The following is a 25,611-nucleotide window of genomic DNA, read 5'->3' as shown; positions in this document are numbered from 1 at the left end:
CCTCGCCCAGCATGACGACGCCGCCCCTGCCCGCCAATGTGAGCCTGCATGACTGATTTCATCGGATCGGTCTGGTGGATGATTGTCAGCCTCGGGCTGCTGGTCACCTTCCACGAATTCGGGCATTACTGGATAGGCCGCCTGTGCGGGGTCAAGGTGCTGCGCTTCTCGGTCGGCTTCGGGCGCCCGCTGTGGTCGCGCCGTGACAAGCACGGCACCGAGTTCGCCATTGCCGCCATCCCTCTGGGTGGCTACGTGAAGTTCCTCGACGAACGCGAGGTGGAGGTCCATCCGCACGAACGCGGCCAGGCTTTCAACCACAAGACGGTCTGGCAGCGCATCGCCATTGTCGCCGCCGGACCGATCGCCAACCTGCTGCTGTGCATCCTGCTGCTGTGGGCGATGTTCGTGATCGGCAAGCAGGACTATTCGCCGACCATAGGCCGCGTCAGCGGCATCGCCGCCACAGCCGGCCTCGGCAGCGGTGACCGCGTGCTGCGCGTGGACGAGCGCCAGGTGGTGACCCTGGGCGAGGCCAGCATGGCGCTGACCGCCGCGGCAATGGACCGCCGTGACGTGAAGCTGGAAGTGCTGGACCCGGCCGAACAGGTGCGCGTGCGTACCCTCCCCCTGTCGCAGCTGCCAGCCGGTTTCGATGAACGACGGGTGCCGATCCTGGCGGGCCTGTACTGGCAGTCGTGGCTGCAGCCGGCGCTGGTGGAATCGCTGACCCCGGATTCGGTCGTCAGCGGGCAACTGCAGCCGGGCGACCTGATCGTGGCCATCGACGGCCAGCGCATCGACGGCGCCGACCAGGTGATCGGTGAGATCCAGGCGCTGGGGCGTGCCGGCGGCCCGGGCATGATCGAGGTCCTGCGTGGCGGCGAGCGCCTGGCGCTGGAAGTCACGCCACGCAAGGGCCAGGACGCCAAGGGCGACCCCACCTGGCAGATCGGCGTTCAGTTCCCGACCAAATTCAGCCCACCCTACGACACCCTGCTGCGCTACGGCCCATTGGACTCGGTCACCGTCGCGGTACGTGAAACCGGCCGCCTGGCGGCCGATTCGCTCGGCATGATGGGCCGCATCGTCACCGGCAAAGCCTCGCTGCAGAACGTTTCCGGGCCGGTCACCATCGCCCGCGTGGCCAATGTCTCGGCCAAGCGCGGCCTCGACTGGTTCCTGCAGTTCCTTGCCCTGTTGTCGCTCAGCCTGTGCATCATCAACCTGCTGCCGATCCCGATCTTGGACGGCGGCCACCTGCTGTATTACCTTATCGAGTTGGTCAAGGGCAGCCCGCTGAGCGAGCGTGCCATCGCCGCCGGCCAATACATCGGCCTGGCGTTGTTGGCCGGGCTGATGGGGTTGGCGTTCTACAACGACATCCTCGGCCTGGTCCCGCGATGAACTTTTCCACGTTGTTGCCGTCTACAGCGTCGGCATCCCGCACCAATGAAATCGACCTTCCTACCGGACGTGACATGACGCGACTCCCCAATCGCCGCCTGCTGGCCCTCGCCCTCGCCGCCGTCACCGGCGCCCCCGGCCTTGCCCAGGCAGCCGAGCCCTTCACTGTCAGCGACATCCGCGTCGATGGCCTGCAGCGCATCAGCTCGGGCACGGTGTTCACCTACCTGCCGGTGGAACGTGGCGAGACGGTCACTGACAGCAAGGTCGGCGAGACCATCCGCGCCCTGTACAAGACCGGCTTCTTCGAAGACGTGCAGCTGGACCGCCAGGGCAGCATCCTGGTGGTGACCGTCAAGGAACGCCCGGCGATCAACAAGCTGACCGTGACCGGCAACAAGGACATCAAGTCCGAGCAGCTGCTCAAGGGCCTGTCCGACATCGGCCTGACCGAGGGTGGCACTTTCGACCGCCTGAGCCTGGACCGCGTGACCCAGGAACTGCGCCGCCAGTACAACGACCGTGGCAAGTACACCGTCGAGATCACCCCGACGGTGAGCCCGCTGGACCGCAACCGCGTGGACATCGCGATCGCCATCAAGGAAGGCAAGGCGGCCAAGATCCGCCACGTCAACCTGGTCGGCACCGAGAAGTTCGAGAGCAAGGACATCCTGGAAACCTGGGAGTCCAAGGAGCACAACTGGGCGTCGTGGTACCGCCGTGACGACCAGTACTCCAAGGAAAAGCTGTCCGGCGACCTGGAAAAGCTCAACTCCTGGTACCTGGACCGCGGCTACGTCGACTTCAGCATCGACTCCACCCAGGTGTCGATCAGCCCCGACAAGCGCGACATGTTCCTCACCGCCGGCGTGACCGAAGGCGCGCAGTACAAGATCTCCGAGATCAAGGTCAGCGGCGACACCATCCTCCCGCAGGAGGACGTCGAGCGCATGGTGATCCAGAAATCCGGCGACACGTTCTCGCGTGCGCTGCTGGAATTCAGCTCGGATACCATCACCAATTCGCTGTCCAACATCGGCTACGCCTTCGCCAAGGTGAACCCGATTCCGACCACCAACCGCCCCGAGCAGACCGTTGCCATCAACATGCAGGTCGTTCCCGGCCCGCGCGTGTCGGTGCGCCGCATCCTGTTCCGCGGCAATACCCGTACGTCCGACGAAGTGATGCGTCGCGAAATGCGCCAGTTCGAGAACAGCTGGTACTCGCAGGCCGCGATCGACCGCTCCAAGATCCGCCTGCAGCGCCTGGGCTACTTCGAGTCGGTGGAAGTGGAAACCCCGGCCGTCAGCGGCAGCAACGACCAGGTCGACGTCGTCTACAACGTCAAGGAAACCACCTCGGGCAGCTTCGTGTTCGGCCTGGGCTATTCGCAGTCCTACGGCATGACCACCTCGGTGCAGCTGTCGCAGAACAACTTCCTCGGCGGCGGCAACCGCGTGTCGGTCGAAGCCTCGCGCAGCAGCTACCTGCAGCGTTACGGCTTCAGCTACACCAACCCGTACTTCACCGATGACGGCGTGTCGCTGGGCTACAACCTGTCCTGGCGCGAGCTGGACTACTCCGACTTCAACACCGCGCAGTACAACAGCACCAATGGTTCGGCGCAGGTGGTGTTCGGCGTGCCGATCACCGAGACCGATACCGTCTCGCTGATGTTCGGCATCGACAGCAACCAGATCACCACCTACCAGGGCTCGACACCGCAGTCGATCATCGACTACATCAACGTACTGGGCAGCAAGACCTTCCATGCCTGGCGCACGGAGCTGGGCTGGGCACGCGACTCGCGCAACGACTACTTCATGCCGACCCGCGGTACCTACCAGCGCGTTGGCCTGGAAACGACGCTGCCGGGCTCGACCATCGAGTACTACAAGCTGAACTACCAGATCAGCAAGTACTGGCCGATCATGCCGTCGCTGGTCATCAACACCCGCGCCGAAGTTGGTTACGGTGACAGCTATGGCAGCGACAAGACCGCAATGGTGCCGGACAAGGATGGCAACCTGCGTTCGGTCACCGCATCGGGCCTGCCTTTCTACGAGAACTTCTACGCCGGTGGTACCAACTCGGTGCGCGGTTTCGAGGACAACACCCTCGGCCCGCGTGAAGCCACCGCCGGTTATCCGGAAGGCCAGCCGCTGGGTGGTTCGCTGAAGACCGTCGGTTCGGTCGAAGCCTATTTCCCGCGCCTGTTCGACAGCCCGTCGGCGCGCGTGTCGGCCTTCGTCGACTTCGGCAACGTCTACACCGGCGTGGACAACTTCAAGGCAAACGAACTGCGCGTGTCCACCGGTGTGGCCCTGCTGTGGCGCGCCCCGGTCGGCCCGATCTCGATCAGCTACGCCTTCCCGCTGAAGAAGGAAGACGGCGACAAGGTCGAGCGGCTGCAATTCACGTTCGGTGGCCAGTTCTGAGGAACGTCGTTCCTCAGAACTGATCCACCTCCGGTGAATTGCCCCCGCATTTCACCTATCCCCCGCGCCGCTGGCGCGCCCCCCCCTTAACAAAGGGGGGCTCTCCACCAGTCGGGGTGCGAAGCGCCGGGCATTGCCCGGCGTTTTCGTTCTACTTGCTCGCCGCCGCCGTTACTTCCCGCGCTCGCGTGAAATCATCTGGTGATGGCGCAGGGGGCTGACCAGGACCGTTGGCGCCATGGATGGCGCCATCGAGCCCCCAGGGATGGGTTTACGGCGTGTCCTGGGCAGCCCCCTGCGCCATCACCCCGGGACATCAGGCAGGCGCCGCTTTTGACCCTGCATGACCGAAATGGCGTCACACGTTAAACTCCCGCCGTGAATACTCCCACCTACACCGCCCAGCAACTCGCCGAGCAGTTCGGCCTGCAGGTCCATGGCGAACCCGCCACCGCCATCCATGGCGTGGCCACCCTCGCCCATGCCGGCCCAGGCCAGCTGACCTTCCTCGCCAACCCGCGCTACCGTGCGCAGCTGGCCGACAGCCACGCCTCGCTGGTGGTGCTGCGTGCCGAAGACGCCGAGGCCGCCCCCGGCGCCGCGCTCGTGGCCAAGGACCCGTACACCACCTTCGCCAAGATTGCTGCACTGTTCGACATCGCGCCGACGCGCCCGCCGGGCATCCATCCCAGCGCCGTCATCGATCCCAGCGCCCAGGTCGCGGCCAGCGCGCATATCGGTCCGTTCGTCTCCATCGGCGCACGCAGCGTGGTCGGTGAGAACTGCATCATCGGCACCGGCAGCGTGATCGGCGAAGACTGCAGCCTGGACTCCGGCTGTGAACTGATTGCCCGGGTTACCCTGGTGACCCGGGTCAAGCTCGGCAAGCGCGTCCGCGTGCACCCCGGTGCCGTGCTCGGCGCCGATGGCTTCGGCCTGGCGATGGACGCCGGCAAGTGGATCAAGGTGCCGCAGCTCGGTGGTGTCCGCATCGGCGACGACTGCGAGATCGGAGCCAATACCTGCGTCGACCGCGGAGCGCTGGAAGACACGGTGCTGGATGAGGACGTTCGTCTGGACAACCTGGTGCAGATCGCGCACAACGTGCAGATCGGCGCGCACTCGGCCATCGCCGGCTGCACCGGCATCGCCGGCAGCGCCAAGATCGGCCGCTACTGCCTGCTCGGCGGCCACGTCGGCGTAGTCGGCCACCTCGAGATCTGCGACAAGGTCGTGATCACCGGCAAGTCCGTGGTCCGCAACTCCATCCATGAGCCGGGCGAATACTCGTCCGGTACCCCGTTGACCGATAACCGCACGTGGCGCAAGAACGCCGCGCGCTTCAAGCAGCTGGACGTATTGGCTCGCCGCGTCCTGGCTGCTGGCAAGGAGAAAGAATGAACGACACGCTGCAGCTTCCGATCGACGTCTGCCAGATCCAGGAACTGCTCCCGCACCGTTACCCGTTCCTGCTGGTCGACCGGGTGCTTGAGCTCGACATCGAGGCCAAGCGCATCCTGGCGCAGAAGAACGTGAGCATCAACGAGCCCTTCTTCCAGGGTCATTTCCCGGGCCGCCCGATCATGCCCGGCGTGCTGATCATCGAAGCGCTGGCCCAGGCCGGTGGCGTGATGACCCAGCTCACGCTCGGCCGCGACTCGCAGTCCAAGCTGTTCTACATGGTCAAGGTGGAAAACGCCCGCTTCAACAAGCAGGTCGTCCCCGGCGACGTACTGCTGCTGGATGTGCAGATGAAGCGCTTGATCCGCAACATGGGCTGGTACTACGGCGAAGCCAAGGTCAACGGTGAAGTCGTTGCCTCGGCCGAAGTCATGTGCGCCGGCGCCAAGGGCTGATCCACTGGAGGCAGGAATGACTGACAACGCACCCCGGATCCACCCGACCGCCGTCATCGATCCGGCCGCGCGCCTGGCCGATGACGTCCAGGTGGGCGCCTTCACCCTGATCGGTGCCGATGTGGAAATCGGCGCCGGCACGGTGGTCGGCCCTCATTGCAGCATCCACGGTCCGACCCGGATCGGCCGCGACAACCGCTTCGTCGGCCACGCCGCGATCGGTGGCGAACCGCAGGACAAGAAGTTTGCTGGTGAGCGCACCGAGCTGGTGATCGGCGACCGCAACGTGTTCCGTGAATTCGTGACCGTGAACCGCGGCACCGGCGGTGGCGGTGGCATCACCACCATCGGCAACGACAACTGGATGCTGGCCTACACGCATGTGGCGCACGACTGCCATGTCGGCAACTTCTGCGTGTTCTCCAACAACACCACCCTGGCGGGCCACGTGACCGTGGGCGACTACGTGATCATCAGCGGCTTCGCCGGTGCCCACCAGTTCTGCCGCATCGGCGCGCATGCCTTCCTCGGCATGGGCGCGCTGACCAACGGTGACGTGCCGCCGTTCACCATGGTCGGCACCGACTCTCTGGGGCGCCCGCGAGGCATCAACAGCGAAGGCCTGAAGCGCCGTGGCTTCGATGCCGAGCGCATCTCCGCCATCAAGCGTGCCTACCGCACGCTGTACGTGGCCGGCCTGCCGCTGGCCGAGGCCAAGCAGCAGCTGACCGAACAGGCGCGCGGCAGCGATGACGTGAAGGCCATGCTGGACTTCATCGAGCACGCCGAGAGGCCGTTGCTGCGATGAGCAACGCGACCGGCCAGGCGCCGGCCAGCGCCGCCGTGATCCCGCTGGCCTCGATGGCCGGCAGCGTCCCTGCGCAGCGGGTGCTCAGCGAGCGCCCACTGCGTATCGCCCTCGTCGCCGGTGAAGCCTCCGGCGACCTGCTCGGTGCAGGCCTGGTGCGTGAACTGAAGGCGCGCTTCCCGAATGCCGAATTCGCCGGCATCGGCGGCGATGCGATGCGCAGCGCCGGCTGCCAGACCTGGCACGATGCCAGCGAACTGGCGGTGATGGGCCTGACCGAAGTACTGCGCCACCTGCCACGCCTGCTGAAGCTGCGCTCGGCGTTCCGCCAGCGTGCGCTGGATTGGCAGCCGGATGTGTTCATCGGTATCGACGCCCCCGACTTCAACCTCGGTATCGAGCGCTGGCTGAAGCAGCGTGGTGTGCGCACCGTGCATTACGTCAGCCCCTCGGTCTGGGCCTGGCGCGAGAAGCGCGCCGAGAAGATCGGCAGCAGTGCCGACCTGGTGCTGTGCCTGTTCCCGATGGAACCGCCGATCTATGCCAAGCACGGCGTCGACGCGCGCTTCGTCGGTCATCCGATGGCCGATGACATTCCGCTGCACGGCAACCGTGAGGAAGCCCGTGCCGCACTGGGTTTGCCGACCTCGGCCAAGGTGCTGGCGGTGCTGCCGGGCAGCCGCCTGGGTGAAATCTCGCGGCTGGGTGAGCCGTTCTTCGAGGCCGCCTGGCAGGTCTCCGAGCGCATCCCCGGCCTGCATGTGGTGGTGCCTGCCGCCAACCCAGCCTGCAAGCGCCTGATCGAAGAGCAGCTGTCGCGCTCGGCGTTGCCGGTGGCGTACTCGCATGTGCTCGACGGCCAGGCCCGCAACGCGATGATCGCCGCCGACGTGGTGGTGCTGGCTTCCGGCACCGCGACCCTGGAAGCAATGCTGGTGAAACGGCCGATGGTGGTCGGCTACCGCGTCAACGAGCTGACCTACCGGCTGGTCAAGGCGCTGGGTCTGATCAAGGTGGACCGTTTCGCACTGCCCAACATCCTGGCTGGCCAGGACCTGGCGCCGGAACTGATGCAGCACGACTGCACGCCGGACAAACTGGCGGCTGCGGTCCAGCAATGGTTCGACCACCCGCAGCGGGTGACCGATCTGCAGGGCACCTATGCCCGCCTGCATGAGCGCCTGCGCCGCAATGCCTCGGCCCGCGCCGCCGACGCCGTCGGCGAACTGCTGATGCGCGAACAGGACCAGGCATGAGCCGCCGCCACGCCGCAGCGGCCAGCCTGGCGCTGTTCGACGGCGGCGCGGTGATCGAACCGGAGCGCCTGGTCGCCGGCGTCGACGAAGCCGGCCGTGGCCCGCTGGCCGGGCCGGTAGCGGTGGCGGCGGTGGTATTCGATCCATCGCGGCCACGCATCAATGGCCTGGACGATTCCAAGCAGCTGACCGCGGCCCGTCGCGAGCAACTGCATGATCGCATCATCGAACGGGCGCTGGCCTGGCACGTAGTGCTGGTGGACGTGGACACCATCGACCGCCTGAACATCTACCAGGCGACCCTGCAGGGTATGCGCGACGTGGTTGCGGCCGTGGCCCATGTGGCGGGCTTCGCCCGCATCGATGGCAACGTGGTGCCGAAGGGCCTGGTGCTGCCGGCACAGGCGCTGGTCGGAGGCGACGGCATCGACCGCGCCATCATGGCGGCCTCGATCCTGGCCAAGGTTTCGCGCGACCGTTACATGCTGGACGTGCATGCCCTCCACCCGCAATACGGCTTCGAGCAGCACAAGGGCTACGGCACCCCCGCCCACCTGGCCGCCCTGCGCGAGCACGGGCCCTGCCTGGAGCACCGGCGCAGCTTCGCCCCGGTGCGCGAGTGCCTGGAAACGCCGCCCGCGGCGGCTGACATCGCCATCGCGATCGCCTGAACAACGGCCGCCGGGCATGGCCCGGCGCTACCACGGCAGCGTGGACGCACCCGGCGACCGGGAAATCCACGTACACGGCAATATGAACGCATCCGGTAGCGCCGGGCCATGCCCGGCGGCATGCGCGCAATCGCCGTACCGTCAAGCCTTGTCGCCACCCCCTGCCCTCGCTACCCTGACCAGGCACTCCAGCGCTTCCCGACCCCGGCGACGATTCCCCCGTCAGCACCCGGGGCCCGCGCGCTCCAACCTGGTCCGGCATGTCCAACTCCCGCTTCGTACATCTCCACGTCCACACCGAGTTCTCGCTGGCGGACTCGACCATCCGCGTGCCGGCCAAACCCGATCAGGCCGACCCGAAGAAGGCCAAGCAGGCCAACCTGCTGTCGCGCTCGGTCGAGCTTGGCCTGCCCGCACTGGCGGTGACCGACCTCAACAACCTGTTCGCCCTGGTCAAGTTCTACAAGGCGGCCGAAGGCGTGGGCATCAAGCCGATCGCCGGCGCCGATGTGCTGATCGCCGAGGACGGGCAGGACCCGTGGCGGATGACGCTGCTGTGCCGCGACCGCGAGGGCTACCTGAGCCTGTCGCGCCTGCTGACCCGCGCCTGGATGGAAGGCCATCGCCCCGAAGGCGGCGTTGCAATCCACCCGGACTGGCTGAAGGCCGGCAACGCCAACCTGTTCGCACTCGCTGGCCGGCAGAGCCTGGCCGGGCGCCTGGCGCTGGACGGCAAGCATGAACTGGCCGAGCAGCAGCTGGCCGACTGGCAACGCGTGTTCGGCGACGGCCTGCACCTGGAGCTGACCCGCACCGGCCGCGAAGGCGAAGAAACCTTCAACCAGTTCGCACTGATGGCGGCCGGCCAGCGTGGCCTGCCGGTGGTGGCCAGCAACGACGTGCGCTTCCTGTCGCCGACGGATTTCAGCGCGCACGAAGCGCGCGTATGCATTTCCACCGGTCGCGTGCTGGACGATCCCAAGCGCCCGCGCGAGTACAGCGACCAGCAGTACCTGAAGTCGGCCGAGGAGATGTGCGCGCTGTTCGCCGACATCCCCGATGCGATCGACAACACGCTGGCGCTGGCCGAACGCTGCAACATCGAGATGCGGCTGGGCACCTACTTCCTGCCCAACTACCCGGTGCCCGACGACGAGACCCTGGACACCTGGATCCAGAAGATGTCGCGCGACGGCCTGGAAGAGCGCCTGGAGAAGAATCCTCTGGCGCCGGGCAAGACCCGCGAGGAGTACTTCGAACGCCTGGAGTTCGAGCTCAACACCATCATCAAGATGGGCTTCCCGGGTTACTTCCTGATCGTTGCCGACTTCATCCAGTGGGGCAAGAACCAGGGCATCCCGATCGGCCCGGGCCGTGGTTCGGGTGCCGGCTCGCTGGTGGCGTGGGCGCTGAAGATCACCGACCTGGACCCGCTGCCGTACAACCTGCTGTTCGAGCGATTCCTCAATCCGGAACGCGTGTCGATGCCCGACTTCGACATCGACTTCTGCATGGACCGCCGCGACGAGGTGATCGACTACGTCGCGCGCAAGTACGGGCGCGAGCGCGTCAGCCAGATCATCACCTACGGCACCATGGCCGCAAAGGCAGTGGTGCGTGACTCCGGTCGCGTGCTCGGTTTCCCGTACGGCCTGGTCGACGGCGTCTCCAAGCTGATCCCGAACATCCTCGGCATCCACCTGAAGGATGCGCTGGGCAAGGGCAAGGAAGGCCCCAGCTCGGAAATGGCCTCGGCCGAACTGATCCAGCGCTACGAAACCGAGGACGATGTCCGCGACCTGATCGACCTGGCGCTGCAGTTGGAAGACCTGACCCGCAACGCCGGCAAGCATGCCGGTGGCGTAGTGATCGGTCCCGAGCCGCTGAGCGAGTTCTGCCCGCTGTACGCCGAACACGACGAGAACGGGCTCGGCAAGAACCCGGTCACCCAGTTCGACAAGAACGACGTGGAAGAAGTGGGCCTGGTGAAGTTCGACTTCCTCGGCCTGCGCACGCTGACCATCATCGATTGGGCGGTGAAGGCGATCAACAAGCGCCATGAGCGCGCCGGCATTCCGCCGGTGGACATCGCCGCGATTCCGCTGGACGACACGCCCACCTACAAGGACATCTTCGCCAACGGCAATACCGGCGCGGTGTTCCAGTTCGAATCCTCGGGCATGCGGCGCCTGCTGAAGGACGCGCGCCCTGACCGGTTCGAAGACCTGATCGCGCTGGTGTCGCTGTACCGCCCCGGCCCGATGGACCTGATTCCTTCCTTCAACGCGCGTAAGCACGGCCAGGAAGAAATCATCTATCCCGATCCGCGCACCGAAGCCATCCTGAAGGACACCTACGGCATCATGGTGTACCAGGAGCAGGTGATGCAGATGGCGCAGATCGTCGGCGGCTACTCGCTGGGCGGCGCCGACCTGCTGCGCCGTGCGATGGGCAAGAAGGTGCCGGCCGAAATGGCCAAGCACCGCGAGATCTTCCGCGAAGGTGCGGCCAAGGACGGCGTGGACGAAGCCAAGGCCGACGCGATCTTCGACCTGATGGAGAAGTTCGCCGGCTACGGCTTCAACAAGTCGCACGCCGCCGCCTACGCGCTGGTCAGTTACCAGACCGCCTGGCTCAAGCGCCATTACCCGGCCGAGTTCATGGCGGCCACGCTGTCCTCGGACCTGGACAACACCGAGAAGGTGGTGGGCTTCCTGGACGAGGTGCGCAACCTGGGCCTGACCGTGCTGCCGCCGAAGGTGAACCACTCGGCCTTCATGTTCGAAGCGGTCACCCCGGACACCATCCAGTACGGCCTGGGCGCGATCAAGGGCGTCGGCCAGGGTGCCTGCGAGGCGGTGGTGGACGAACGCCTGAAGGGCGGCGACTACAAGGACCTGCTCGACTTCTGCACCCGCGTCGGTTCGGCCAAGCTCAACCGGCGCACGCTGGAGGCAATGATCAACTGCGGCGCGCTGGACGAGCTGGGCCACAATCGCGCCTCGTTGATGCTGCAGCTGCCGGAAGTGATCAAGGCCACCGAGCAGATGGCGCGCGAGCGTGCCTCCGGCCAGAACTCGCTGTTCGGTGGCCCCGACCCGAGCACGGTGACCATCCAGCTGGACCTTCCCGAAGCCGAGGAATGGCCGCTGCTGCAGCGCCTCAATGGCGAGCGCGACACGCTGGGCTTCTACCTCAGCGGCCACCCCTTCGACCCCTGGCGCGACGATGTGCGCGACCTGGTCGGTACTGACCTGGGTTCAGTGGAAAAGATCTGGAGCGCCAACAGCGGTGGCGGTGGCGGCGGCGAGAAGCGCTGGCGCCCGGAAGTGCAGACGGTGCTGGCCGGCCAGGTGGTCGGCGTGCGCCGCAAGGGTGAAAGCCAGATCTTCATCCAGCTCGAAGATGGTCGCGGTCGCGTCGAGTGCAGCGCGTTCTCCGACGCGATGGCCGAGTTCGGCCACCTGATGACCAAGGACCGCATCCTGGTGGTCAAGGGCGGCCTGCGCGAGGACGAATTCAACGGCGGTTTCGCATTGCGCATCCGCCAGTGCTGGGACTTCGACGAAGTCTGCGCCAACTACGCCACGCGGCTGTCGCTGCGCCTGGACCTGCGCCAGCAGCGCCCGGTATGGGAGCGCATCGACGCCCTGCTCGACCGCCACCGCCCCGGCCGCACGCCGCTGCGCCTGGACCTGCTGCTGAAAGGGCCGCACGGCGGCGTCGCCGGCATGCTCGATGTGTCCGGGCAGAGCGCGGTACGCATCGATTCCAAGCTGATGGAGGCGCTGCGCGCCGACCCGGCCGTGCGCACGCTGAAGGTGCGCTACAGCCCGCCATGGGCCAGCTGAGGCTGGCTCCCTGGTTTTCCTGAAACTTCTGTTTTCCCCGTTCCAAGTATCAAGGACGATTACCGATGAAGACCCTGTTGTTCCCGTTCGCCGCTGCGCTCGCACTGGCCGCCTGCTCCCCGTCGAAGATCGAGTTCCAGATCGACAACCCGACCGACACGCCGCTGGCGTTGAGCATCGACGGCCAGGACCTGCCGGTGGCCGCACAGGGCTCGCGCCCGATTTCGCTGGCCGTGGGCGAGCATCGCCTGCACACCGACAAGCTCGGTGATGTGCGCTTCATCGTCTACGTCGACGGTCGTGGCGGGCTGATCAACCCGACCCTGAGCGAGTACGTGGTCGCCCGCGAGATCTATGTCACCGACGAGAGCAAGCTGAAGAACTTCGGCACCGGCAAGGCCGGCATCGAGCTGGGCGGTGTCGACTTCGAAGGCCCGTTCGAGAAGAGCCACGAACTGTTCATCGACAAGACCTGGACCTACGGCGTGCGCGAACCGTTCCCCGAGGAAAAGGTGGTCGCCCACGTCGATTCCAGCGGCGGCCAGATCGTGGCCAAGGTGTTCACCGCGCCGGATTTCATCACCTACGTGGAAGAAGGCATGGGCGAGCCCGGCGCGTTCAAGCGCGAGCAGCCGGCCGGCTACGTGGCCCCGACGTTCGGCCTGGAACCGGCCCCGGCCAGCCTGCCGGCGCTGGTGCCGGCCTTCGAGGCGCATGCCGCGCCGCTGCGCGAGGTCTATGCGCGCTGGCTGAAGGCGACCACCGCCGATGAACAGAAGGCCCTGCGCAAGCAGGACTTCGCCGCACAGATGGCCTTCACCTCGGCCACCGCCACTCTGGGCAGTGGGCTGGGCCGTGAGGCCAACGAGGCCTACAACGACTTCGTTTCCCAGCGCAGCCAGCTGATGGGCCGCAGCGCGCTGGTGGTGCCTTGAGCTGACTGGCGCGCCCTGCCCGGCTGCGCTACCGTCGCCTTCCAGACGAAGGCGTACGGGTGCTTTGCACGCATTCGGCTAGAATTCCCCCCTTCTTTACACGACGGCTTCCGATGAATCCGAACTACCTCGACTTCGAGCAACCCATCGCCGACCTGGAAGCCAAGATCCAGGAACTGCGCAACGCCAGCGCCGGGCCGGCGGTCAATGTCGAGGCGGAAGTGCACGCGCTGCAGGACAAGCTGCGCCTGCGCACCGCGCAGATCTTCCGCAACCTGACCTCGTGGCAGGTACTGCAGCTGGCCCGTCACCCGTCGCGCCCGTACACCGCCGACTACCTCCGCGTGATGTTCGATGAGTTCCAGGAGCTGGCCGGCGACCGTGCCTTCGCCGACGACAAGGCCATCATGGGTGGCCTGGCCCGCATCAACGGCCGTTCGGTGATGGTGATCGGCCACCAGAAGGGCCGCGACACCAAGGAAAAGATCAAGCGCAACTTCGGCATGCCCAAGCCGGAGGGCTACCGCAAGGCGCTGCGCCTGATGAAGATGGCCGAGCGCTTCGGCCTACCGGTGCTGACCCTGATCGATACCGCCGGCGCCTGGCCGGGCATCGACGCCGAATCGCGCGGCCAGTCCGAAGCGATCGCGCGCAACCTGATCGAGATGGCTGAGCTGAAGGTGCCGATCATCTGCACCGTGATCGGCGAAGGCGGCTCCGGCGGCGCGCTGGCGCTGGGCGTGGGTGACCGCACCGTGATGCTGGAATATGCGGTCTACTCGACCATCACCCCGGAAGGTTGCGCCTCGATCCTGTGGAAGGACGCCGGCAAGGCGAAGGACGCGGCCGAGCAGCTGGGCCTGACTGCCCCGCGCCTGAAGAGCCTGGGCCTGGTCGACAAGGTCGTGCGCGAGCCGACCGGTGGCGCCCACCGCAACCCGACGCAGATGGCCAAGCGCCTGAAGGCGGTACTGCTGAACGAGCTGGATGCGCTGGAAAAGCTGTCCACCGAGCAGCTGCTGGAACAGCGCTATACCCGCCTGCGCAGCTACGGTACTTACGAAGCGGCCTGAGCCTCTGCTCGAGGCGTTACTTTTCTTTTCGCGAAAAGAAAAGTAACCAAAAGAAACGCTCCGCCAGCCGCGAGCCGGTGTGCTCTGCACACCGGTTCCCTGCGCTCCTCAGTCCGCCAAGGGACGGCGCGGAACTCGCTACGCTCAAACATCCGCGCCTCTACGCCCTTGCCGGACCTCCGGTGCTCGGCCCGCTTGAAGGCGGATTGGGAAAGCAGAGCGAAAAGCATCCATGCATGGCGTGGATCTACTGGGTGCAGGTGTGGCGTTTGACGTTGGGTCCGCCTTTTAGCGAGCCGAGCATCGCAGGGGAATCAGGCGCGAAGAGTCGCCGGTGTCTGAGCGCAGCGAGTTCGGCACCGTCCACTGATTCACCGAGAAGCGCAGGGAACCGGTGCGCAGCACCGGCCCACGTTCGGCGGCGAGTTCTTTGGTTACTTTCTTGCACGAGCAAGAAAGTGACATGTTCGAACGCGCGGGACTTCAGAACGGCTTGGCCAGCACCAGCCACACGATCGGAATGAACGCCAGCAGCGGGATCTCGTTGATCCAGCGCAGCGCGCGCGACGACGGCAGCGCCCTGCCCTTGGCCACGCCCTTCAGCAGCCGCCCGATCCAGATGAAGTACGCCAGCAGCACGACTACCAGGCCCAGCTTGGCGTGCAGCCAACCAGCGCCACCGGGGGCGACCATGGTCGGGAAATCCGGGATGACCCTGTAGCCCAGCCACAGCACCAGACCCAGCAGGAACGCCAGGCCGAACATCGAGTGGCCGAAGCGGTACAGGCGCAGGCCCATCAGCTGCAGGCGCTCGGTCACCGCCGGCTGGCCAGCGGTCTCGGCCAGATTCACCAGAATGCGCGGCAGGTAGAACACCGTCGCCATCCACGCCACCACGAACACGATGTGGAAGGTCTTGACCCAGTAGTAGCTCTGCATGCGCTCGCTCCGGCGGCTGGCGTAGGTTGGCGGCCATTCTCGCATGCCGTGGCCGGGCCACCCCTCGCGCCAGCGCCGCGACACATCGACGCATGGCACGCCGCAACGCCGTACGATAAGCGCCGTTTTCACCACTGCGACCGACCCATGGACAAGACCTACGACGCCGCCTACTTCCAACGCTGGTACCGCAGCGCCGACATCGGCGGCAGCGCTCGACTGGCGCGCAAGGTCGCTCTGGCCGTGGCCAGCGCCGAGTACTACCTGGAACGGCCGATCCGCAGCGTGCTGGATATCGGCTGTGGCGAAGGCGCCTGGCGCGCACCGCTGCTGAAGCTGCGTCCGAAGGTCGAATACCTCGGCTTCGACAGCAGCGAGTACGCTGTGCGCCGCTACGGTCGGACCCGCAACCTGCACCTGGCCAGCTTCGGTGATTTCGCTTGGCTGCGGCCCTGTGCCCCGGTCGACCTGCTGATCTGCTCGGACGTGATGCACTACGTACCCAATCGCGAACTGCGCGCAGGCCTGGCCGGCGTGGCTGAACTGACCGCGGGGGTGGCCTTCCTGGAGACCTTCGCCGCCGAGGATGCGTTCGAAGGCGACCACGATGGCTTCCAGGCCCGCCCGGCGCGCTGGTACCGGCGTGAACTGGCCCGGCAGGGCATGCAGCCGGCAGGGTCGCATTGCTGGCTCGGCCCCGCTCTGGCAGGCGATGCGGCGGCGTTGGAGCGGATGTGAATCCGGATTCATTATTTTCAGCCAACTTAACCTGCGGGACACCCGGATGGGATATGCTGCGCGGCAACATATGACCATACATATTCGGTCGGCATGCTCTATCAACTGCACGAACTGACCCGCAACCTGCTCGCCCCCTGGGTGCACCAGGCCCAGGCCAACGCCAAGTTCTTCGCCAACCAGGGCCACTGGTGGTCGCAGATGCCCGGCGCCGATCGACTGGCGGCCGTCAATGAGCTGTTCCATCGCATCGGCAAGGATTACGAGAAGCCCGAATGGGGCATCAACGAAATCGATGTCGAAGGCGAGCGCGTGCCGATCGTCGTGCACGAGGAAGTGAGCAAGCCGTTCTGCAAGCTGCTGCGCTTCAAGCGCCACAGCAATGAAGCCGACCAGCTGCACACCATGCTCAACCAGCCGTTCGTGCTGGTGGTGGCGCCGCTGTCCGGCCACCACGCCACGCTGCTGCGCGACACCGTGCGCACCCTGCTGCGCGACCACCGCGTGTATGTGACCGACTGGGTCGACGCACGCATGGTGCCGGCCAGCGAAGGCGAGTTCGGCCTCGACGACTACATCGCCTACATCCAGGAGTTCATTCGCCATCTCGGCGTCGAGCGCCTGCACGTGGTGAGCGTGTGCCAGCCGACCGTGCCGGTGCTGGCGGCGGTTTCGCTGATGGCCAGCCGTGGTGAACCTACGCCGCGCACGCTGGTGATGATGGGTGGTCCGATCGATGCGCGCTGCAGTCCGACCGCCGTCAACAACCTGGCCACGCAGAACCCGCTGTCGTGGTTCGAGAACAACGTCATCCACACCGTGCCGGCCAGCTATCCCGGCGCCGGCCGTCGCGTGTACCCGGGCTTCCTGCAGCACGCCGGCTTCCTGTCGATGAATCCCAGCCGCCACTTCAGCTCGCACTGGGATTTCTACACCGACCTGGTCAAGGGCGATCTGGAAGACGCCGACGCTCATCGCAACTTCTATGATGAGTACAACGCCGTGCTGGACATGCCGGCCAAGTACTACCTGGATACCATCCGCGTGGTGTTCCAGGACTTCCTGCTGCCGCGTGGCGAGTGGGTGGTCAACGGCGAGAAGGTCGATCCGTCGGCGATCCGCGATACCGCACTGTTGAGCATCGAAGGCGAGCTGGACGACATCGCCGGCCTCGGCCAGACCGAAGCGGCGCAGGCGCTGTGCACTGGCATCGGCGCGGACCGTCGCGAGCATTTCATCGTTGAAGGCGCCGGCCACTACGGCATCTTCAGCGGCCGTCGCTGGCGCGAAGTGGTGTACCCGAAGGTGCGCGATTTCTTCGCCGCGCATGCCGAAGCACCGGCAGCGAAGGCCTCAAAGAAGAAGAGCAACGTCACCCCGTTGCGCCGCAAGGCGGGGTAACTCGCCCCTGGTAGATGCCAACCTTGGTTGGCGCTCTACCATGAATCCCGATATCCGATGGATCGTGCCAACCAAGGTTGGCACCTGCCAAAGCGTGGATTCACGCTTACAGCCGCACCAGCAGGTTCTTGGCGATCAAGCCATGCAGCTTGCCGATGCCGCGTGCCAGATGCAGGGTCAGCACCAGCAGCAGCGCACCCACTGCGGCAACCGCGATCGCCACCAGCGGCGAGGCCGCCATCGGCAACACGTTCACGTCGTTGATGTACACGCCGGGGATGTCGCCACTGAAGACCGCCGCGACCGGTGCCCAGATCAGGCTCAGCGACAGCGACAGCAGCGTCACCGCGATGGTGAAGTAGATGATGCCCAGCGGCAGCATCAGCACGAAGTACAGCAGCGTCAGCCAGGTGCGACCATCGGTGAACATGTCGCCGATGCGCTGCAGCCATGTGCGGCTGCGGTCGGTGTAGCGCGGACGACGCGGCATGCGCTCGCCCAGCAGCGCTTCCACCAGCCGCCCTTCCAGCAACGCCAGCCCGCGCACCGAGCCGAAGAACAGCACCGTCAGCGGGATGCCGATGATCAGGATCAGCAGGCCCAGCGACAGCGACAGACCAGTCACCACCCAAGTGAAGAAGAAGATGCCGGTGGCCAGTGACAGCAGCATGTAGAACAGCGCGCCATAGGTATGCGGATCGGCCACCACGCCGAAGAAACGCGCCAGCAGCGAGCGCTGCACCGGCGTCGGCGGCGGCGCGGCAGGCTCCACGCCGCTCGCTTGCGCGGCCGCACGCAGCATCGGCGCGGTATCCGCACGCGGCGAGCGCAACGCACGATTCACCGTCACTTCGGTCTCGCGGTAGATCTCGGCCACTTCATCCGGTGCGCCATAGCTGCCGGCGACGTCGGCGATCACTTCGGTCTCGCTGCGCCCGGGCTGCGCCGCCAGCTCCGAGCGCAGATACTCCTCGGCGTCGTACAGTGCGTCCTGCACCATCGCCGGGTCGGCGCCTTCCAGTGCCGCGCGCAGCTGCGCCAGATACTGCGGAATGGTGGTCGGCAGGGCACTGCCTGCCAGGCTCGGGTCGTTCATTGTGGTACCCCCTCCAACACGGAATCGACGGAATCGCGGGTGGCCTGCCACGCCTGGCGCCATTGCGCCAACACCTCGCGGCCACGTTCATTGATGCGGTAGTAGCGCCGCGGCGGCCCGCTGCTGGACGGCTCCACATGACTTTCCAGCAGGCCCGCGCCCTCCAGGTTCCGCAGCACCGGGTACAGCGCGCTCTGCTTGCCGCTCAGCACGCCCTCGCCCACCCGCTCCAGCTCCTTGGCAATCAGGTAGCCGTACAGCGGCTCGCCGGCCCGGGCCAGCACTGCCAGCAGGGCCAGCGACACGGTTCCGGCGCTGAGCTCCTTCTGGAACTTCTTCAGGTGGACATCGTCCTCGGACATGACCGGCCCTCCACTACGTTGAAGTCCACAGTAGTGCGAAGTTCGGTATAGCGAATGTGTCGTTAGTCACTCTGACGGCTGGCGAGGCACATTCAGGCCCGACGTATCGCCTCCAGCACCTGCGCGGTGGCCGCCTCCGGCAGCGTGTGCCTGCCCTCTTCTAGCCGGCTGACCAGTGCCTGACGGCGCGCGGCCCCCAGTGGTGAGTAATGCTGGCTCGCCCGAAGCCAGTTCTCCACCAGTCGCAGGTGCCAAGCCCGCTCATCCTCGCGCTGCGGCACCGCGTCCAGCAGCAGATCGAGGTGCTGCCAAAGGGGCAGTCTGCGCAACTGGCTCAGCAGGCCGACCTGTGCCACGTGCGAAGGACCATCGTGGCAGAACGCCACCAGCCGGACCGGATCCAGCTCGCCGGCCCACAGGGGCGTCGCACGGGCCAGCAGCTCGTTCACTGTCCGCCCAGGCTCTTCCAGTGCGGCACGCAACCATTCCAGACTGGCGCCGTCCCCAGCCCTCAGCCAACCGCGCAGGCAGCTGCGTCGATGGCGCGCCGACACCTGGGGCAACAACGCGCGCAGCGCGGTCGCATCTGCAGCCTCGGCGTGGTCGCCCAACGCTTCCAATGCCTCGCGCCAGCGCCCGCGGGTACGCTGCTGAAGTTCATCGCGCCACAACGTGATCGCGGGGGGAGCATGGCGCTGCTGAAGCAGCCACGCCGCCAATCTGCGCACGCTGCGCGAACGGTCAAATGCGGCAGCTTCGATGTGTGCATCGAGACCCGGCACGTTACGTTCGACCAGTGCCCGCAACGCGCCGGCACGCACCCCGCTGGAGGGCGCGGCCAACGCCACGACACATTTCTCTTCGATCTCCCCAGGCACGCCGTTCGCCAAGAGATGTGTAAGTGCCAGGTGCGAGACTTGCGGACTGTTGTCCAGCAGCGCGAGCGAGCGCAGTTCCTCCGGGTCTGGATGGATCTGCAGGGCGATGGTGAAGGCGGCCAGCCGGGTTCTTGCCTCGGGGTGGCCCAGCAGCCCTTCAAGAACGGGGAGAGCGGCTGGCGACGACAGCCAGGCGAACAGGCCGCCGTCGAGCCACTCCCGTTGCACGCGCTGTGCATCGCGCAAGCGGACAGCGATCGGCCAAGCCTTCAGCACGTGGTGCACAGCACACTGTTCGAGCAGGGACATCACAACATCCCGCGCTACCGCGCGCACTTCGGCCACCCAATCATTGCAGCGGAGCAAGGCACAGGACAACGTCAGATGGCTGGGCACCGAGCGCATCTTCTGCAACGCGGCCTCGCGCGTGTGACCATTGCCATCCGAGCCCGCAAGGAACAGTGCCGCCGTCTGCACATCGACCGGCGGCGCTGCGCAGGCCTTCAGGCAGTCGAGCAGGCCATCGCCGTTGGGGGCCCACCAGCTGCGTCGACGCTCATCAAGATCGAACAACCCTCGTGGCGACAGCGTCTGCAACCAATGCAGACGATCCACCCCCTCATCGACGAACCCCTTCAGGATCTGGTCGATCATCGCGCGCAGTGCGGCTTCGGGCGCTTCCGGATGCGGTATCACCATCATCTGCTTCCATCAAAGACAATGGCCATCGTGCCGCACCTGCATGGACAGGGCCAGCACGCCACCGTGGCGCAGGCGCGTACTCTCGCGCAGAATCAGACCCTCGTTCATGTTCCGGGGATCCCATGCCGCACCGTCGACGCCTTGCCCTGACCGCCCTCGCCCTGACCTGCCTGCTGCCCGCAATGGCCAGCGCGGCCTCGCCCTACAGAAGCCCGCAGCAGATCCTCGACGCCTCGGCGGCCAGCGACTGGCGCACGCCGGACCCGGCCAACCTGCTGTACATGGACCTGCCGGCCGGACGGGTGATCATCGAGCTGGCTCCGCAATTCGCCCCGCGCCATGTCGCCAACATCCAGACCTTCGCCCACGAACACTTCTGGGACGGCACCAGCATCTACCGTTCGCAGGACAACTTCGTGGTGCAGTTCGGTGATGCCGACGCCGATGACGCGGCCAAGGCCAAGCCGTTCGGCAGTGCCGCGCGCAAGCTGCCGGCCGAGTTCGAGCGCGCCAGCGCTGGCCTGAAGGTCAGCGTGCTGCCGGATCGCGATGGCTGGGCCGCGCAGACCGGTTTCTTCGACGGCTTCCCGGTCGGCCAGGACCCGCAGGCCGGCAAGGCCTGGCTGGCGCATTGTTACGGCATGCTGGGCGCGGGCCGCAGCAACGAAGAGGACAGCAGCATCGGTGCCGAACTCTATGTGGTGACCGGCCAGTCGCCGCGTCAGCTGGACCGCAACATCACTCTGGTCGGTCGCGTGCTGAAGGGCATGGAGCTACTCAGCGCGACCCCGCGCGGACCGGCGCCGATGGGTTTCTATGCCGACCCGAAGCTGCGCACGCCGATCGTGTCGATCCGCCGCGCCAGCGACGTGCCGGCGGCCGAGCGCACACCGATCCAGGTACTGCGTACCGACTCGAAGACCTTCGCCGATACGGTGGAGGCGCGACGCAATCGCGTGGATGATTTCTACAAGCGCCCGGCGGGGCATATCGATCTTTGCAATATTCCGGTGCCGGTGAAGTAACGCCGTCGCGGGTTCTGCGCGTGGCGCGTGCTGAAGGTGCGTCACTGTTCATGGGCGTTACTTTTCTTTGTACGCAAAGAAAAGTAACCAAAAGAAACGTTCCGCCAGCCGCGAGCCGATGCTGCGCACCGGTGCCCTGTGCTCCTCGGCCCGTCGAGGGACGGCGCGGGAACTCGCTACGCTCAGACACCCGCGCCTCTTCGCCCTCGCCGGACCTGCGGTGCTCGGCTCGCTCAAGGCGGACTGGAAGGTCAAGATCAACCGCAAAAGCATCCACGCATGGCGTGGATCTACTGGGTGCAGCTGTGGCCTTTGATCTGGATCCGCCTTGAGCGAGCCGAGCATCGCAGGGGAATCAGGGGCGAAGAGGTGCCGATGTCTGAGCGTAGCGAGTTCGGCACTGTCCCCTGATTCACCGAGAAGCGCAGGGGACCGACGTGCGAAGCACGGTGGCTCGCGACCTGGCGGCGCGTTTCTTTTGGTTACTTTTCTTTTCGCGCGAAAAGAAAAGTGACGCCCATGAACAATGAAGCGCCTTCAGCACGCACCACGTGCAAAACACCTCAGCCCTTCTGACTCACCGCCACACTCCCCAGAATCAACGCACCGGCAATCAACATCTGCACCGTGACCGCTTCACCCAGGAACAGCCACGCGAACGCTGCGCCGAACAACGGCACCAGATAGGTCACCGTCGATGCACGCGACGGGCCGATGCGGCCGATCAGACGATAGAACATCAGGAAGGCGAATCCAGTACAGACCACGCCCAGCGCGATTGCCGCGCCCCAGGCCTTGCCCGGGATCGGGCCCTGCGGCAGATGGGTGAGCGCCATCGGCAACAACCACAATGAGGCGCACGACAGCGTGGCGGCGGCCGCAGCAGCCGAAGGCAATCCGGTCATGTGCCGCTTCACCAGGTTCACGCCCAGACCGTACAACAGCGAAGCGGCCGCACCGGCCAGCACGGCCGTACCGACGCTCAGGCCCGAGATCTTGGCCGTGGCCAACACCACTACGCCGGCAAAACCAACCAGCAGCGCACCCGCACGCCGCGCACCGATCTTCTCGCCAAAGAACAGGAAGGCGATCAACGCAGCGAACAGCACCGTCATCGCATTGCAGATCGCGCCGATCGCTGCCGGTGCACGCTCGGCCGCGTAGGCGAACAGCACGAACGGCAATGCCGAATTGACCAGGCCGATCGGTGCCAGCCACAGCCAGCGCCGCGGCGGAAACTGCGCCCGCGCTTGCCACAGGAATGGCAGCAGCACCAGTGCGCCCAGCACCAGCCGCACCTCGACCAGCGCGAACGGGCCGAACGATGGCACCGCCACCCGCATGAACAGGAACGAGCAGCCCCAGATGGCGCCCAGCAGGGTCAATTCCAGCGGCGTGCGCCAGTCGCGCTCGGCCGCCTGTGGCACCGCATTCATATCCGTTCTCCAACCATCACTGCATTCCTCGTCCGGCCTCACAGGATCGGCCGCAGACGACCGCCACACAAGCGCGTAGTATCGCTGCCAGCCACAAATATCGTTTGAGGCTCGACATGCTGCTACGTCCTTCCCTGCTGCCGGCACTAGCCGTGTTCGCGGTCGCCGCGCGCCACCAGAACTTCGCCCAGGCCGCGCAGGAGCTGCACCTGACCGCCAGTGCGGTCAGCCACCACGTGCGCCGTCTGGAAGAGGTGCTGGAGACCCGGCTGTTCCTGCGTCATGCGCGAGGCGTTCGCCTCACCGCCGAGGGACGGCAGCTGGCCGATGCCGCCAGTGCGGCCTTCGCTGATGTGGCTGCGGTCGCCCATCATCTGCAGCCTGACGCCGACAGCGTGCCACTGCGGATCACCACGCTGCGCTCGTTGTCCTACTGCTGGTTGCTGCCACGGCTGCCGCGCTTCACCCAGGCCCATCCGCACATACGCATCGAGCTGCACACCGGCAGCGGCCTGGACCGCTACGACGACAACGGGCCAGAGGTCGGCATCCGCTACGGCCTGGGCCAATGGCCCGGCCTGCATGCGCAGCATCTGATGGACGACAACCTGTTCCCGGTCGCCTCACCGGCGCTGGCCGGGGTCGAAACGCTGCAGGACCCGGCACGCATCGCCGAGCTGCCGCTGCTCAGTGATCTGTCACCGCAGGGTTGGCGCGACTGGTTCCGCCACGCCGGTGTACGTCCGCCCTCGCCCATGCCGCCGATGCACACCTTCGCCGACAGCACCGATGCGATGCGTGCGGCGGTGTACGGCATGGGCGCGGTACTGGCCCGCACGCATGTCGCCCAGCCCTATCTGCAACGCTATGAGCTGCTGCGCCTGCCTGGCCCAGCGTTGAAGGCACGCTATGCCTACTACGTGGTGCATGCCGAAGGACAAGCGCCGAGCCCGGCCGCGCGCCTGTTCATCGACTGGTTGCTGGAACAGGCCCAGGACGAACGCACGCCGATCCCGGCGCTGCCGGACAGCCTGCTGGGGCGCATGCCCACAGCCGGCTGACCGTGCCCTCACCCGGTCTTTGCCCGCGGCTGGCTAGTCTGCAGGCGAACTCCCCTACGTGCTTCTGCCATGGCCCTGCTACGACTGCGTATTACCGGAACCGAAGACGACGCCCGTGCGATCAGCGATCTGCTGCTTGGCCTGGACGGCATCGAGCATGTCGAGGAAACCGACGACCTGATGCCGCACATGGACGACGACGATTCCAGTTCGGCCGGTTTGTCCGATGACATCGGCCCGGGCACCCACGAACTGGAGGTGGAAGTGGGCAACGAGAGCACCGCGCAGAAGGTGCGCGATGCAGTACAGGAGCTTGCGCTGGAGCTTGATGTGTTCGTCGAGTACGAGACCGACGAAGGTTGATATTCCGCCGGGCATGGCCCGGCGCTACCCGATGCTCGAAGCACCCCGGTAGCGCCGGGCCATGTGCCGTCTGTTCCGGTAGCGCCAGGCCATGCCCGGCGAACACATGCGATTACGGCTTGCGACGACGGCGACGCCACCACGCCCGCACACCCCAGGTCGCGATCAACGCCAGCACCGCTACCGGCAACAACGCGGCGGCAGCGCGGATCAGGAACGCAATGCTGGTGCTGAGGATGCTGCCCGATTCGCTCAGCGCCTCACCGATCTCGCTGCGGCTGCGCTGGCCCGAGGTGGTATCGAAGTGCATCGTGACCAGCTGGGTATCGATGCGCCGGCGTTGCTGCGCCGAATCCTTGTTGGCCTGTTCGACGCCCGCTTCGATCTCCGACAGGCGCGTAGTGATCGCCATCAGGTCCTCGATCTTCAGGTCCTTGCGGTCCTGGTAGGACAGCAGCCGCGCGTGTTCCTTCTCCAGCCGCGCCTTGGTCAGTGCGGTGTCGGCGACCTGCTGCGCGAGATCTTCGGCGCGCGTGTTACGCGACTGCAGCTTGCCGCCCTCACCGGCCAACGCGATCAACGGCTCAGTGCCCTTCGGCGCAATGCGTACCTTGACCTCGCCGCTGGGCTGCTCGCCACTGCGCTGATCGACCTGCAGCACCGCGCAGTCACCGAACTTCGCGCTCTGGCAGGCCTGCGCCACCTGCTGGATGCGCGGTGCGATCTGCGCCGCTTCCAGCTGCACCTGCACGTCGTGTTCGTAGGCGAGGAATGCGCCTTCCGGTGAAGCAACGGCAGCTTCGGCGGCGGTGGCGCCTGCATCGGCCGCCACATCGCCGTGTTTGGCACAGGCCACCAGCACCAGCAGCAGCACCGGCATCGTCACCACGCGCATCCACACGTGCAGCGGCCTCACAGTGCCGCTCCGTCGTAGGACATCACCGCCAACGTGGCCAGATCCACCTGCGGTACGCAGCGCACGTTCACCGCCACCATCGGCGTGCCGGTGCGCGGGTCCACCGCTTCGCTGTAGGGGGCAACGCCGCACTCGCGGCAGTGGTGATGATCGATGTGGGCCTTGTTGAAATGATAGGTGGCCACGTCCGCGGGATTGGTGCTCAGCTGGAACGCCTCGCGCGGGGCAAACCACAGCAGGCTGCCGCGGCGACGGCACATCGAGCAGTTGCAGTCGATGACGTCGCTGATCGGCGCCTCGGCCTGTACGGTGAATGCGATCCTGCCGCAATGGCAGCTTCCCTGGTATTCCATGTCCTGCGCTCCGCTGGAGGGTCCTTGTCAGTGCCCATGGTAATCC

The 25,611-nt window shown here is 66.1% G+C and carries 22 protein-coding genes; 15 read left to right on the top strand and 7 right to left on the bottom strand.

Annotation, left to right across the window (positions count from 1 at the left end; genetic code table 11):
* Positions 1-48: 48 nt before the first annotated feature.
* The 10 genes from rseP (at position 49) to ACZK2G_RS06890 (ending at position 14,295) form a co-directional block, all read left to right on the top strand.
* Positions 49-1,407 carry an RIP metalloprotease RseP gene (gene rseP / locus ACZK2G_RS06935; RefSeq protein WP_046983141.1) on the top strand — a complete coding sequence of 453 codons (1,359 nt, stop codon included), beginning with the start codon at positions 49-51 and terminating at the stop codon, positions 1,405-1,407.
* 74 nt (positions 1,408-1,481) lie between these two features.
* The gene (gene bamA, locus ACZK2G_RS06930) at positions 1,482-3,845 is read left to right on the top strand and encodes an outer membrane protein assembly factor BamA (RefSeq protein ID WP_046983142.1); all 2,364 of its coding nucleotides are present in this window, start codon (positions 1,482-1,484) and stop codon (positions 3,843-3,845) included.
* Positions 3,846-4,223: 378 nt separating this feature from the next.
* Positions 4,224-5,246 carry a UDP-3-O-(3-hydroxymyristoyl)glucosamine N-acyltransferase gene (gene lpxD, locus ACZK2G_RS06925; protein ID WP_478475024.1) on the top strand — a complete coding sequence of 341 codons (1,023 nt, stop codon included), beginning with the start codon at positions 4,224-4,226 and terminating at the stop codon, positions 5,244-5,246.
* Positions 5,243-5,701 carry a 3-hydroxyacyl-ACP dehydratase FabZ gene (fabZ, locus tag ACZK2G_RS06920; RefSeq protein ID WP_004150978.1) on the top strand — a complete coding sequence of 153 codons (459 nt, stop codon included), beginning with the start codon at positions 5,243-5,245 and terminating at the stop codon, positions 5,699-5,701. The genes lpxD and fabZ overlap by 4 nt, the downstream gene beginning before the upstream one ends.
* Positions 5,702-5,717: 16 nt before the next feature.
* On the top strand, positions 5,718-6,509 hold the full coding sequence (lpxA, locus tag ACZK2G_RS06915) for an acyl-ACP--UDP-N-acetylglucosamine O-acyltransferase (RefSeq protein WP_012510508.1): 792 nt from the start codon (positions 5,718-5,720) through the stop codon (positions 6,507-6,509).
* Entirely contained in the window at positions 6,506-7,765 is a 1,260-nt protein-coding gene (gene lpxB, locus ACZK2G_RS06910; RefSeq protein ID WP_046983144.1) for a lipid-A-disaccharide synthase, read from the top strand. The genes lpxA and lpxB overlap by 4 nt, the downstream gene beginning before the upstream one ends.
* Complete coding sequence (locus ACZK2G_RS06905; protein ID WP_046983145.1) at positions 7,762-8,436, top strand: ribonuclease HII; 675 nt, start codon at positions 7,762-7,764, stop codon at positions 8,434-8,436. Before lpxB ends, ACZK2G_RS06905 begins: the two co-directional genes overlap by 4 nt.
* 260 nt (positions 8,437-8,696) lie before the next feature.
* Positions 8,697-12,287, top strand: coding sequence for a DNA polymerase III subunit alpha (dnaE, locus tag ACZK2G_RS06900; RefSeq protein ID WP_046983146.1), 3,591 nt, complete (start codon positions 8,697-8,699; stop codon positions 12,285-12,287).
* Positions 12,288-12,352: 65 nt separating this feature from the next.
* Positions 12,353-13,222: a hypothetical protein gene (locus tag ACZK2G_RS06895; RefSeq protein WP_046983147.1), complete on the top strand. Its 870-nt coding sequence runs from the start codon at positions 12,353-12,355 to the stop codon at positions 13,220-13,222.
* A 113-nt stretch (positions 13,223-13,335) separates the two neighbouring features.
* Positions 13,336-14,295 carry an acetyl-CoA carboxylase carboxyltransferase subunit alpha gene (locus ACZK2G_RS06890; RefSeq protein ID WP_012510504.1) on the top strand — a complete coding sequence of 320 codons (960 nt, stop codon included), beginning with the start codon at positions 13,336-13,338 and terminating at the stop codon, positions 14,293-14,295.
* Between the two features lie 483 nt (positions 14,296-14,778).
* On the opposite strand, the gene ACZK2G_RS06885 is transcribed toward ACZK2G_RS06890, so the two are convergent.
* Complete coding sequence (locus ACZK2G_RS06885; protein WP_049426663.1) at positions 14,779-15,234, bottom strand: CopD family protein; 456 nt, start codon at positions 15,232-15,234, stop codon at positions 14,779-14,781.
* A 147-nt stretch (positions 15,235-15,381) separates the two neighbouring features.
* On the opposite strand from ACZK2G_RS06885, the gene ACZK2G_RS06880 reads away from it, so the two are divergent.
* Complete coding sequence (locus tag ACZK2G_RS06880; protein WP_046983149.1) at positions 15,382-15,972, top strand: class I SAM-dependent DNA methyltransferase; 591 nt, start codon at positions 15,382-15,384, stop codon at positions 15,970-15,972.
* Positions 15,973-16,065: 93 nt separating this feature from the next.
* Complete coding sequence (locus ACZK2G_RS06875; RefSeq protein ID WP_046983150.1) at positions 16,066-17,373, top strand: polyhydroxyalkanoate depolymerase; 1,308 nt, start codon at positions 16,066-16,068, stop codon at positions 17,371-17,373.
* A gap of 106 nt (positions 17,374-17,479) precedes the next feature.
* Here ACZK2G_RS06875 and ACZK2G_RS06870 read toward each other — a convergent pair whose 3' ends face one another.
* The 3 genes from ACZK2G_RS06870 to ACZK2G_RS06860 all read right to left on the bottom strand — a co-directional run bounded on the left by ACZK2G_RS06870 (position 17,480) and on the right by ACZK2G_RS06860 (position 20,408).
* Positions 17,480-18,469: a sensor domain-containing protein gene (locus ACZK2G_RS06870; RefSeq protein ID WP_046983151.1), complete on the bottom strand. Its 990-nt coding sequence runs from the start codon at positions 18,467-18,469 to the stop codon at positions 17,480-17,482.
* Positions 18,466-18,831: a PadR family transcriptional regulator gene (locus ACZK2G_RS06865; RefSeq protein ID WP_004150914.1), complete on the bottom strand. Its 366-nt coding sequence runs from the start codon at positions 18,829-18,831 to the stop codon at positions 18,466-18,468. The genes ACZK2G_RS06870 and ACZK2G_RS06865 overlap by 4 nt, the downstream gene beginning before the upstream one ends.
* A gap of 92 nt (positions 18,832-18,923) precedes the next feature.
* Positions 18,924-20,408 (bottom strand): HEAT repeat domain-containing protein, encoded by a 1,485-nt coding sequence (locus ACZK2G_RS06860; RefSeq protein ID WP_478475020.1) that lies wholly within the window; start codon positions 20,406-20,408, stop codon positions 18,924-18,926.
* Between the two features lie 125 nt (positions 20,409-20,533).
* Between ACZK2G_RS06860 and ACZK2G_RS06855 the strand changes: the two genes are divergently transcribed.
* Positions 20,534-21,436: a peptidylprolyl isomerase gene (locus ACZK2G_RS06855; RefSeq protein ID WP_046983153.1), complete on the top strand. Its 903-nt coding sequence runs from the start codon at positions 20,534-20,536 to the stop codon at positions 21,434-21,436.
* 563 nt (positions 21,437-21,999) lie between these two features.
* Here ACZK2G_RS06855 and ACZK2G_RS06850 read toward each other — a convergent pair.
* Positions 22,000-22,872, bottom strand: coding sequence for a DMT family transporter (locus ACZK2G_RS06850; protein ID WP_428709188.1), 873 nt, complete (start codon positions 22,870-22,872; stop codon positions 22,000-22,002).
* Positions 22,873-22,988: 116 nt separating this feature from the next.
* Between ACZK2G_RS06850 and ACZK2G_RS06845 the strand changes: the two genes are divergently transcribed.
* Positions 22,989-23,933, top strand: a complete 945-nt coding sequence (locus ACZK2G_RS06845; RefSeq protein ID WP_004150868.1) for a LysR substrate-binding domain-containing protein — start codon at positions 22,989-22,991, stop codon at positions 23,931-23,933.
* A gap of 69 nt (positions 23,934-24,002) precedes the next feature.
* Positions 24,003-24,296 carry a hypothetical protein gene (locus tag ACZK2G_RS06840; RefSeq protein ID WP_046983155.1) on the top strand — a complete coding sequence of 98 codons (294 nt, stop codon included), beginning with the start codon at positions 24,003-24,005 and terminating at the stop codon, positions 24,294-24,296.
* 112 nt (positions 24,297-24,408) lie between these two features.
* Here the strand turns inward: ACZK2G_RS06840 and ACZK2G_RS06835 are convergent, their stop codons facing one another.
* Entirely contained in the window at positions 24,409-25,176 is a 768-nt protein-coding gene (locus ACZK2G_RS06835; RefSeq protein WP_426355766.1) for a DUF4349 domain-containing protein, read from the bottom strand.
* A gap of 32 nt (positions 25,177-25,208) precedes the next feature.
* Positions 25,209-25,565 carry a GFA family protein gene (locus ACZK2G_RS06830; RefSeq protein ID WP_046983156.1) on the bottom strand — a complete coding sequence of 119 codons (357 nt, stop codon included), beginning with the start codon at positions 25,563-25,565 and terminating at the stop codon, positions 25,209-25,211.
* Positions 25,566-25,611: the final 46 nt, after the last annotated feature.

The organism is Stenotrophomonas sp. 107298_Sma (assembly GCF_056480345.1).
Note: the sequence above shows the minus strand (reverse complement) of the source record. Positions and strands in the feature narration are given on the sequence as shown.